Here is an 11,877-nt window from a genome sequence, read left to right as displayed (position 1 = left end):
CGCATCCAGCCCCTGCTGCTCCGCCCTGAACCGTTCACCCCTGCCCCCAGCGGAGTTGGGAGCGGGTTAGAACTCCTGGGCGTGTGCGCTTCCGGCGCACTTATCATCTACCGTCCCTGAACAGTGGTAATGTAGCGACGCACTGCCTTGCGCTTCTGCTCGTGATCTGCAAGTGTGTGTCAGGAGAACAGTGCCGCTCATCGCAACACCGATTGAGCAACAGCATACCTGTATGCCTGCTCGGCAATTGGTGCCAGGTTCTCCCAGCGTAGCCGTTGGGCAGCGGCCAGGGCAGCCATCCGCAAACGTGTGCGTGCTGCCTCATCAGTCAGCAAATGAAGCGTAGCCGCCGCCAGTGCAGATGCATCACCCGGAGGGACGAGCAACCCTGCATTAGGCGCAAGATAATCGCGGGCAGTTCCGACATCACTCGCTACGATTGGCAACCCGGCTGCCAGCAGTTCGACCAGTTTCGCCATCCCACGCGCCCGGTTGATCAGCGTGTCATGAATTGGGGCCAACGCCACATCAGCCCCAGCCAGAATGGCTGGAATAGCCGTTGGCTCTTGCCAGCCCCGATAATCGATCATATCGGCCCACCCCTGATCGGTGGCAAGTGCCAGGAGTTGCTGTTCTTCACCCCGTTCTCCCTTGCCGATCAGTACCAGACGGGCGTCAGGCCGGCTACGCTGAATCAGCGCCAGCGCTGTTGCCACTTCCGCCAGATCGAGTTCCCAAAAACGGGTGTAGAGGATAATGGTTGGTTGCGATGATGGTGATCGGGCAGGGGTCTCAAAATGCGGTGCGCCGTTCGGCAGGTAGAAGACACGTTCGGGTGGTACGCCCATTGCCCAAATCAATGTCTCCAATGTGTGAGACACAACCGTGACTGCATTCGCTCGTCGCGGTAGATCGCGCTCTTGCCATGCGAAGAGGGCTTTAGCTGGTGGTGGATAGGGTAGCAGATCATTCCAACCCCCTGGACCTTCCCAATCGTCACAATCAACCACCAGGGGAATGCGACCACGCGCCAGAACCGCTAAGCCGCCGAACCCCTTGGGCTTGAAAAGATGCATCACATCGGGTTGAGTCCGTCTTGCCCATTGCCACAGGGCCACGGTGTGCCAGATGGCTGCCGCCAGACCGCCAATCGGTGGGGTCGCGGTATGCACAACCATCACGTCACCGGCATAACGCGCTGTACCACCATCGGCAGGGTTGTGGATCGGGGGCGCGACAATCGTAACGATGTGCCCGCGTTGCTGCAAAGCCTGAGCGAGAGGCAGCATGCGGGCAAGTAATGTGCCCTTCGGCCTGATGCCGAAGGGCGCAATCATAGTGACTCGCATTAGCGACCAGCGCGAATAATGTCCATCATCTCGTTGACGCGCGTGACCTTAACCCGTGGTCGGCCCTGGGCTGCCCCCTGTGCCGTCTCGTAAGCATCGAGCCGCTGCCAGTCGGCGTAGGTCACGAAGTCAACACCGCGTGAACGAAGCAAATCGGTAATATCATCATGTTGCGGCGCACCGGGCAGAGCGGGAAGATCGGCCAGCATGCTATTGACGGTTGCTACTGCGTCAGGCTTATTGGTGCCGATGACCCCTGACGGCCCGCGTTTAATCCAACCGACCACATACTCACCGGGAACCGGCTCACCGTTTGGTCCATTCAGCACGCGCCCATCGCGATTAGGGATCGTACCACTTGCTTCATCAAATGGCACATCAGGGAGTGGTTCACCACGATAACCAACCGAACGCAATACCATCCCGCAGCTCAATTCCTCGGTCACGCCGGTTCCTTTCGGGCGCAGACTGCCATCAGCAGCCTGTACCAGGCGGTTGCGCTCGATAGTGACACCTGTTACCCGTCCATCAACACCGTGAATTGCAATTGGTGAAACCAGGAAGCGCATCACAATCCGGCGCGGTGCACCGGTATCGCCACGAGCTGCATATGCGCACAGCAACTCAACATTCTTTGCCGCAGTCTTGTCCTCGGCCAGTGCCGCTTCACTCAGGGGATCGAGTTCGAGGTCTGCGGGATCGACAATCACGTCTACCCCACGCAACTCGCCAAACTCTTTCAGTTCGGGATTGGTGAATGCGGCTTGCGCCGGGCCGCGCCGACCGAGCATGACCACTTCGCGCACCTTGCTCTGGCGCAGTGCTGCCAGCGCATGATCGGCAATGTCAGTCTTCGCCAGATCATCGGGATCGCTGACCAGAATGCGGGTTACGTCCATCGCCACATTCCCATTGCCGACGACAACGACCCGCTCGACGTTCAAATCTACTTTCAGATCGCGATAATCGGGGCGTCCGTTGTACCAACCGACAAACGCCGTTGCCGGCATACTGCCAAACAGGTCTTCGCCGGGAATGCCCATCCGCCGATCTGATTGGGCGCCGACTGCATACACGATTTGATCGTAACGGGCACGCAGATCGGCACGGGTAATATCCACGCCGAAGGTCACATTACCAAAGTAGCGCACGCTGCTATGCGCTGCCAGTTTATCGTAGATGCGGGTTACCGCTTTAATGGACTGGTGATCAGGAGCCACTCCCTCACGTACCAGACCGTAAGGGGTGGGAAAGCGGTTAAAGATATCGATCTGGCAAACGAGATTTTTTTGTTTGAGTAGCGCTTCAACGGTGTAGAAACCGGCAGGACCGGCGCCGATAATTGCAACACGCAGTGGGCGCTGGGCGCTTCCCAAGGGTTCACTCACGGTGCACTCCTTTGCTGTCGTTTTGGTTTGCCTGATAATCCGTTTGTGATTTACAGCACAGATTGACCGAAATGTACCATGCCTGTTGCGTTGTGTCAAACAGTTATAGTGAGTGCATGCAGCCCAGTGATAACGGTGATAACGGTTGTGCTGCTCGTTCTACTCACACGAGATGAGCGATTCTAAAGGGTAAGATTTCTACACACGCGGACATGCGTATGCAATGGGAAGATACAGTGTAGTTTATTATTCAGGTCAGGATGTTCAGATCAAATCTCGATAGATCATATCATGACAGTTGAGGCTTCCCGGATGCCCTGCAACAGCCGGTATCGTTCCTTCAGCGTGTCTCACTGCGTGATGTCAAATCTGGTTTAGTCATGGCACGCGGTCTTCCGTCACGCTCATGCTGAACCCTTGAGTGATCTATCGTGGTAGACAAGCCTGGAAGCGCACATCTCCGGCTCGCAGGCACCAGCCATATGGTGCCTGCGTCCTGCGAGGTGTCGTACCCCCAGACCATTGCACGACAGCGGGAGACATCCGACATCAGCGGTTCCCGCCCCAGCGAGGACGGGTGAGGATGGGGGAACGGCACACTGCTAAATGCAGCGCCCGAACGTGACTGACCGTGAACGTTCGGGTGCCTCTGGTGACCAACCAGCAGCCTGCCTGTAGTATGTGTAGGGTTTCTGCACCAGTCTGACAATCTGAATCATGCACAGTGTCGATCAAGATTTGATATGACACCCTCATCCATTGCGTAGTGTGCATATACGATTGTCAGTCTAACCCAAGTTGCTACCCACGCTGTGAGCAAGCTACGTAGCTGACTGCCATGATGAACAGCACGACGCTGTACACAATACCATGCAGCGTACCTGTATGAACCATGTGGATAGCAGTCAGTTCCCATCGACGCACTACATCACGCCTCAAGGTGGCAGCTTGGGTTATACCCGTCCTCTTTGTCCTCCGTGCCTCTGTGGTGATTAAAGGTGGCAACTTTGGTGTTAGTCTATCAATGAAGATTGTAGAACCTATTTCAAAAAGCACTAGAAGTCATCTCATTCATTGCCGTGATCGTGATAAGCACCCACAACATCCCCGTGTCTAGCCGGGTCAACGGTATGACCCGCGCCGGTTGTGAGCACGGCTGGTGCGGCAGCCATGCTGCCGCACTCCACACCCTGCACCACGCGCATGATAGGCGAGTAAGGCACGCCATCCCACGAGTGATGGTCCTGGCGATGGTCGTCAGTCCTTCGCGCTTCTCATGGCATACCGCTCTTCGATGTGCTATCATTTTCTGGAAACCCGTTTGGTATGTAGACCGTATATCATGTCGAAATGAGTGCTTCGGGTAGGATTAGAAATACGTCCTGAGTTCAGCAGGTTGCCGTTCCCAAAGTGACGAGGTGCACGCTGAGCGAGCCAACGACATTGCTGTTCATTTGTTCCAGGGCTGTACGGTTGTTGGCTAAGAACGAGCAGGTTGTTGTATCCGGTTTGTTGCCTGTCGAATTGCTTCGTCTATTCGTTGATAGTCTCACCATAACAGAAAGGACAACTGGTGATGAATGATCCACAACGCCCGGACGAGTACGGTAGCTATCAACCTGGTCAGCCACCCTACCAGCAGCAGCCCTATCAACCCTATCAGCTTCAATACCAGCAAGTACCTGGAGCACAGGAACATCCCTCTGAGGTCATGGTCATTGCGATCATGGCAATTGTGGATGCGGTGATCAGCGGTCTGGCTGGTGTGGGCTGGATATTCACTCTTTGCGGGATTCCACTCGGTATCTATTCAATTGTCGTAGCGGTGATAGCCGGTATGTATGCCTACAGGTTGCTGAGTCGTCCGTTACAGCCGGTGCAGCCGAACAAGACGCTGGCGATTATGCAAATTGTCAATATTATCACCGGTAATATCTTCTCGCTGGCATTTGGGATCATTAGCCTGGTGTTGTATAGTCAGCCGAAAGTACAGGCCTATTTTGCCCATCGAAACGGGCAGCCAGTCCCACCGCAGCAATACCAGCCGCCATCATTTTAGACCTTATTAAAGCTGTGCTGTCGTGTTCCCATCTTGTCGCCCAGGCGCATGAACGCTTGCCAATCACCGACGACGGCCTACCCGGCTCCTGGTGTTGGTAGAGCGCAGCTCCAGTCTTACCATCACGCGCCGGATAGGTTGCCTTGCCCGCTCGTCATACACGTGTCGCGGTGTTTGGCGTGCGGCTGCCATGCTGCCGCACGTCGCCGTGCTCACGATCCGGCGCATAGCACGCCGTTGACCCTGCTGGGATCGCGGATGCCGGGTGTGCTCGTCACGAGCATAGTCTCTGCCGGGAATGAACGAGATTACTTTAGGAGATGTTTTTTTAAATAGGTGAGTTCGAGGTGTTCGTCTCGTGTAGCTGGCGTGCGGCAGCCACGCTGCCGCACCTACCTGCCGTCCTCATTACCCAGAGCGCAGGGTCAGCGTTTACCCGTTGCTGATCGCTGCCTGTCGGTCCCTTAAAACACGTCGTCTTTGTCTGTGGTTTGCCAGATTTGAGCACCGGTAGCCGGCAAATTTCCAATATCCAGCATCCCGTTGCGCACAACCGTCTCGGTACCGCTAAAGAGTTCCCGCAGGTGAACACCATCAGCCAGCCCACCATGACGCACCGGCAGCAGGCGTTGCCCATCATCACTCCGCCGTACCACGATGATCATGCGCTCCTCGGGTGCTTCGCGTTGGAAGGCAATCGTTTCCCCGTTTGCGTAGAGCTGCTGAAAACCGCCCCAACGCAATGCCGGTGACTGACGCCGTAAGTGCGCCAGCCGCTGCACAAATGCCCGTAGGTCGTGATCCCACTCTCGTTCGTCCCACGGCATCGGTCGCCGACAATCAGGATCACCGCCGCCCGTCAGCCCAATTTCGTCACCGTAGTAGATACACGGCACCCCCGGATAACAGAAGAGTAACGTCATCGCTACCCGCACTCGCGCCAGATCGTCTCCCACGATTGACCGCAGACGCGGGGTGTCATGACTTCCCAACAGGTTGAATTGCTGACTGGCGATCTGCCATGGTATCGCTGCCCGAAATGCCGTCCATTGTGCAACAACCGTCTCGGTTGCAATCGGTCGTGGATCGGCTTCAGGCCGTTGTGGATTGAACTCAAACCCTCCCAACCAGCGCCAGATGGGAAAGGTAAAGCCTTGATAGTTCATTGTGGCATCCAGCTCTTCACCTTGCAGATGGGGAGTACCATCAAAGAAGTGTTCACCGAGCAGATAAGCTTCTGGTTGTTCTGACTTCACTGCCCGCCGAATCCCACGTCCAATCTTGTGTCCAAGGTTGTCTGTTCCCAACCGCCCCAGCATATTGGCAACATCGATCCGCCAGCCGTCGATCCGGTAGGGTGGCCGCAACCAGTAGCGCATAATCGCATCCTGGCCTGCATACATTGCTTCGCGGAGGCGGACACTACGGTAATTGAGTTTAGGCAGGGTCTTGACCCCCAGCCAGCTTTCGTAGTCGTCGGGATGACGACGAAACATGAAGAACTCGGCGGTGGGTGCTCGTGGATTAGCCTGGGCGGCTACAAACCATGGATGGGTCACCCCACAATGGTTCGGTACGATGTCAAGCACCAGCTTCATCGCTCGCTCGTCAAGCACCTCGCGTAAGAGGAGTAACCCTGCTTCACCTCCTAGGTGTGGATCGATGCTGGTATAGTCTTCGACATCGTATTTGTGGTTCGACGGTGCTCGAAAGATAGGATTGAGATACAGCGCCGAGACACCCAGATCAGTCAGATAATCGATGCGCTGCGCGATCCCTTGCAAATCGCCACCGTAGAACTCTATCGATCCGGTCGCACGGTTGGGTCGTTCATCCCAGTGGCGTGCGACAACCGGTTGCCCGTGGTAGAGATACGCTCCATTGCGGACATTATTTGTCGGGTCACCATCGGCAAACCGATCCGGAAAAATCTGGTAGAAGACCGCATCACGCACCCAGGCTGGCGCATGATAGTTGGCCAGTACCACGAAATCATTTGCGTCAGTGGGGTAGTGACGGGTGATGCCGCCGGCACTGTACCAGCGTGAACAGTCGTCGGCGCGGATCAGGAAGCGGTAATTGGTGCGAAGCATGCGGATTGGTAGCTCACCTTCCCACCATCGGCATACCCCGCGCACTCCCAGATCGCGTAGTGGCGTAAAATGCTGTTCTCCATCCGGGCATGTGCGGAGGAAGACCCCTCTGACCGGTGCGTCTGCGGCCATACGGAGCCGAAATACCGCTGTGTCACCCGCTCGGCCACTGAAGCGCAGATATGTTGGTGATCCGTCGTGATGAATACTGGCTTCCCAGTGTACGGTGCTCATGCCGGGTTCTCCAGTGCGGCAATCGCCGCTGCTAGTCGCGAGAGACTCCGTTCGCGTCCTACATCGGCGAGCGTATCAAATAGTGGTGGTGCCACACTGCGCCCGGTAATGGCGACGCGAATCGCCCCAAAGAGCGGCCCTGGCTTGACCTGTAATTGTTCGCAAAGGGCGCGCAGAGTTGTCTCCAGCGCGGGTGGTGTCCAATCGGTTTGCTGACTCAGGGCTTCGTGCGCAGCCCGCAGCAAGACGATGGTTTGTACCGCGTCGTGCTTCTTCGGAATCAGATCGGCAGGGTTGTACGTCTCGCCGGGTACCACATCCTGGTAGAAGAAGGACAGCAGATCAGGTGCTTCCTGCAACTCTTCCAGCCGCTCGTGAATCAACGGGATCAACCTGATGAGGTATGCGCGTTCTGTCTCGCTTGCCGGATCGCCGATCAGACCTGCTCGTTGCATGAACGGCAGTACACGCTCGGCCAACTGCTCTGTGGTCAGTTTACGGATGTAGATACCGTTCATGTCGCGCAGCTTCTCAGGGTTCCAGCGTGCCGGCGAGGGTTGTATTCGCTCAAGCGTGAAACGCGCAATCAGCTCGTCACGGGTCATAATTTCGGTTACGCCGTCGTAGCTCCATCCCTGCAAGGCGAGATAGTTGAAGATGGTCTCCGGCAGGTAGCCACGCTCACGGAATCGCTGTGTTGCCACATCGTCTTTGCGCTTCGACAGCTTGCCTCGACCATCTTGCCGCAGAATTGCCGGCAGATGGGCAAAGACCGGGCGCGGCCAGCCGAAGAAGTCGTAGAGCAGAACGTGGTATGGGGTACTGGGAACCCACTCTTCACCACGCATAACGTGAGTGATCTTCATCAAGTGATCATCAACCAGATGGGCAAAGTGATAAACCGGCATTCCGGTTGATTTGATTAACACAATGTCTTGCAACTGATTATTCTGCACCACAATCTCGTCACCACCACGGATCAGATCGCGAAAGCGAGTTTCGCCGTCGAGTGGCGTCTTGAGACGAATGGTATAAGGCTTACCGCTGGCCGCCTCTTCACGCTGGCGCTCAAGCGGCCAGTCACGCTCAGGTCCACGGAAGCGAAATGCTTTGATCCCGGCAGCTTCCGCTGCGGCCCGCATCTGGGCCAGTTCTTCTTCGGTGGTAAACGACATGTACGCAAGACCGGCTTCCAGAAGCTGGTTGATAAATGGCTGATAAATCCCCTGCTCAAACCGTTCTGATTGCACGTAAGGGCCGTAAGGGCCACCCACATCTGGCCCTTCGTCCCAATCGATACCCACCCAGCGCAGTGAGGTGCTAATGTCGTCAGCCGCGCCCGGTACGAAACGCTTTTCGTCGGTATCTTCGATCCGTAGAATAAATTGCCCCCCGTAGTGGCGGGCACAGAGCCAGTTGAAGAGGGCAGTGCGTACACCGCCAATGTGCAAACTACCGGTTGGGCTGGGCGCAAAGCGCACCCGCACCGGCCCTTCGATGGAACTCATGGACTGCTCCTTGTTGTGATAGGTTAGCTCTCTGCGTTGTATGTGCTGTGGTGTCTGTGATCAATGTTTGTTTCTGATTTATCAGCCAATATGCTCTCAATGATACTGCTTGCGTAGACTCCTATCCACTCAGCACAACCATATCGTCGCGATGGACGACCTCCGGCCCATAATCATACCCTAAAACAGAAACGATCTGTGATGAACGGAGACCGGCAATCATGCGCAGATCGCTGGATCGGTACTGGGTCAAGCCACGCGCTATCTCACGTCCATCGCGGGCAAAGATGCGCACAGTTTGCCCGCGGTCAAACTCACCACTCACCTCGCAGATACCCGCGGCCAGCAGACTCTTGCCGTGTCGGGTCAGCGCGGTTGTTGCGCCTTCATCCACCACAACGCGCGAATGTCGAACTGTTTCGGCCAGAATCCACCGCTGTCTTGCATCGGGGTGGGTTGTGCTAGCCGGGAAGAAGGTACCGATACGTTCACCATTCGCTACCCGTACAATCACATCTGGCTCGTGGCCGGCTGCAATCACCACGGCTACGCCCGAACGGGTAGCCAGATCGGCAGCCTGAATCTTCGTCTGCATGCCGCCGGTGCCACGGTGGGTGCCGCTGCCACCGGCTATCGCCCAGACACGTTCGTCAATAACCGGTATTTCGCGGATCAGTTCCGCGTTTGGATCACTGCGTGGATCGGCGCTGTACACTCCAGCAATGTCGGTCAAAATTAAGAGCAGGTCAGCGTCGATCAAGCCGGCCACCAGCGCAGAGAGGTTATCGTTGTCGCCCACTCGAATCTCGGCAGTGACGACAGCATCGTTTTCATTGATGATTGGCACGATCCCCTGCTCCAGGCAAAGGGTAAGCGTATTACGGGCGTTGAGGTAGCGCCGCCGGTCGCGCAGGTCATCACGGGTGAGCAGGGCTTGCGCAACCTGCAAACCGTACAGCTCAAAAATCTGCTCGTAAAGGTGCATCAGACGACTCTGACCAACTGCGGCAAAGACCTGCTTCAGGGGAATATTGCTGCGGTGATGAGGATTAACCCCAAGTCGTTCTTTGCCTGCCGCAACAGCACCTGATGAGACAAGGACTACGTCGTGACCGGCATCTTTCAGACGAACGATTTGGCGGGCCAGTTCGACAAAGTAAGGGCGGTGGAGGCGATCTGTGCCGGCCGTTAAGACGCTTGTGCCTAGTTTGACAACGAATCGGCTCATAGTCTGTACTGCTCTACATTCGCTGGTTTGTAACAATGAGGGCGAGTTCATACTCGCCCCGTTGCATGCCTGAAGGTTGTGTAGCTTTTGTTTCCTGCCGGTATCGGATGTAACCGGCGTGCGCAACGATGCTCTTATACCGCTATGCCTAGCTCGGCCAGTCGGGCTGGCGTCGGATCGCCGGCTGCATCCCAGCCATGACGGGCATAATATTCGGCCAGGAGCTGTGCCAGCGGTGGGGTGTGGCCGGCAGTTGGGCCACTACTCAATGCCTCGCGCAAATAACGATCAGGGAGCGTATCCTGACTGTTGCTGGCGTAGCGACGGGTGAAGAGCCGGTCGAGAGTGACGATCCGCTCCCCAATCCGTACCAGATCAGCGCCAGATATGGTGTGACCGCTGACTGCGCCGAGGAGAGCAATCAGTTCGCCAGGCGTAATCTGATAGGCCATCAGGCCGAGGCGACGGCAAAACCCGCTCGCATCAAGCGCAGCCGCAAACCGTTCGTGCCAGATCAAGCGTAACGCCTTGCCTTCGCTTTCGCGCGGCCCGCTGGCCGGTGGCGGTAGCCATGCCGGTGGGTCGGTGACCAACTCTTCAAACGCCATGGCATAGCGATAATCGCCCCCGATTGGGCTGGTTGCCATTGCCAGCCCGATCTCGGTGAGTGCTCGCGGATCAAGGGCCGGCATTGCCAGTCCTTTAACCTGGGGAGCAAACGCTGCCGATCCCCAAACGGCCTCTTGCATCTCACCCACACCGAGCGAGAGAATGTCACGCTTCTCCTGGCGCTGACTGATACGATCAAGGGCAGCAATGACGGCTGCACCATCACCCCAATTGAGGGTACGCTGACGTACCAGCCCCTCGTCTTGCGCTTCGGTCATGAAGGTAATCGCTGCCGCAGTTGCTGCCGGGTCAAGCCCCAGGCGCAGACAGCGGTCGGCAATGGCCAGCATTGCATCGGCGTCGGTGATACCAACCCGTGCTGCAAAACCGGCAATCAGCTCAAGCCCTGGCAGCGGATGGGTCTCGCCGCTCTTTGTGCGCAAGTCGATGTAACACGGTAACGGACATTGTGCACACCCGCGCTCCAGCCTGCCTCCCCGCCGGGCAATGTCGCTAAACATGCGGGCAATTGTGACACCGTCAGCCGGCACTCGCGCATCACGACTGGTCAATGCTCCGAGTTTAATCGCTGACGGCAGCAGCCCGGCGCTGCCAATCATCCGAATTGCATTTGCGGTCTGGTTTTGCTCGCCGCGTTGACGGATCGATTGGAGAATACTTTGCACACGGGTTGGATCGACTGCCGGTAATGGTGCACGATCCCGCACGACAATCGCCTTGAGCTTTTTGTCGGCCATGACAGCGCCAGTACCGGCCGGTTCAACCAGATACTGGCCTTCAGCGACAATACTGGCATATGCAACACCCGCTTCGCCGGCTGGCCCGATTGCCAGAATCCGCACATCATTGCCCAGCTCATTATTAAGGGTGGCAGTTGTTGCTATCGTATCACGCCCGACCAGATGGCGAGCCGAACGTAGCCGCACAGTATCGCCATCAATGAGCAGGTAGCACCAATCGGGTGCTTCACCACGGACTACCAGCACATCAATCCCATTCCGCCGCAGAGCGGCTCCCCAATGCCCCGGTGCCCAGCCGTAGCCGATGCCGCCAGTGAGCGGCGAACGGGTGCCGACCGTAAAGCCTCCCGTGGCAAACACTGCACTTCCGGCAAGCGGGCCGGCTGCAAAGATCAGAAGATTGTCTGCCGACAGTGGTGGTGTGTCGGGTTCGAGCTGGTGCCAGAGTAACCACGCAATGGCGCCACGACCTCCGAGGTAGTCTCGTTCGACTTCATCAGGTAAGGTCTGGCGGGCGTGGCCGCGAGCAAGATCAACGGTAAGACTACGCAACGGCATGCGATTATCCTGTATTGGTGCGATTTTCGCCGTTCTATTATACTGCTCTTGAACGATCAGTATGATACAATGTAGCTTAATAAATCTTCA

The 11,877-nt window shown here is 56.8% G+C and carries 7 protein-coding genes; 1 reads left to right on the top strand and 6 read right to left on the bottom strand.

The window, feature by feature from the left end; all coding sequences use genetic code 11:
* Nucleotides 1–197: 197 nt before the first annotated feature.
* Nucleotides 198–1,349, bottom strand: a complete 1,152-nt coding sequence (locus VAE57_RS18105) for a glycosyltransferase family 4 protein (protein WP_322823226.1) — start codon at nucleotides 1,347–1,349, stop codon at nucleotides 198–200.
* Nucleotides 1,349–2,737: an FAD-dependent oxidoreductase gene (locus VAE57_RS18100; protein ID WP_322823225.1), complete on the bottom strand. Its 1,389-nt coding sequence runs from the start codon at nucleotides 2,735–2,737 to the stop codon at nucleotides 1,349–1,351. The genes VAE57_RS18105 and VAE57_RS18100 overlap by 1 nt, the downstream gene beginning before the upstream one ends.
* A 1,576-nt stretch (nucleotides 2,738–4,313) precedes the next feature.
* Between VAE57_RS18100 and VAE57_RS18095 the strand changes: the two genes are divergently transcribed.
* Nucleotides 4,314–4,796, top strand: a complete 483-nt coding sequence (locus VAE57_RS18095; RefSeq protein ID WP_322823224.1) for a hypothetical protein — start codon at nucleotides 4,314–4,316, stop codon at nucleotides 4,794–4,796.
* A 464-nt stretch (nucleotides 4,797–5,260) separates the two neighbouring features.
* Here VAE57_RS18095 and malZ read toward each other — a convergent pair whose 3' ends face one another.
* The 4 genes from malZ to VAE57_RS18075 form a co-directional block, all read right to left on the bottom strand.
* Complete coding sequence (gene malZ / locus VAE57_RS18090) at nucleotides 5,261–7,123, bottom strand: maltodextrin glucosidase (RefSeq protein WP_322823223.1); 1,863 nt, start codon at nucleotides 7,121–7,123, stop codon at nucleotides 5,261–5,263.
* Nucleotides 7,120–8,631, bottom strand: a complete 1,512-nt coding sequence (gene gltX / locus VAE57_RS18085; RefSeq protein WP_322823222.1) for a glutamate--tRNA ligase — start codon at nucleotides 8,629–8,631, stop codon at nucleotides 7,120–7,122. Before gltX ends, malZ begins: the two co-directional genes overlap by 4 nt.
* 121 nt (nucleotides 8,632–8,752) lie before the next feature.
* Nucleotides 8,753–9,859 carry a glutamate 5-kinase gene (proB, locus tag VAE57_RS18080; protein ID WP_322823221.1) on the bottom strand — a complete coding sequence of 369 codons (1,107 nt, stop codon included), beginning with the start codon at nucleotides 9,857–9,859 and terminating at the stop codon, nucleotides 8,753–8,755.
* Between the two features lie 134 nt (nucleotides 9,860–9,993).
* On the bottom strand, nucleotides 9,994–11,787 hold the full coding sequence (locus VAE57_RS18075; protein WP_322823220.1) for an aldehyde ferredoxin oxidoreductase C-terminal domain-containing protein: 1,794 nt from the start codon (nucleotides 11,785–11,787) through the stop codon (nucleotides 9,994–9,996).
* Nucleotides 11,788–11,877 lie beyond the last annotated feature (90 nt).

It is taken from the genome of Chloroflexus sp. (assembly GCF_034434295.1).
In the GTDB taxonomy this organism is placed as follows: Bacteria; Chloroflexota; Chloroflexia; order Chloroflexales; family Chloroflexaceae; genus Chloroflexus.
Note: the sequence above shows the minus strand (reverse complement) of the source record. Positions and strands in the feature narration are given on the sequence as shown.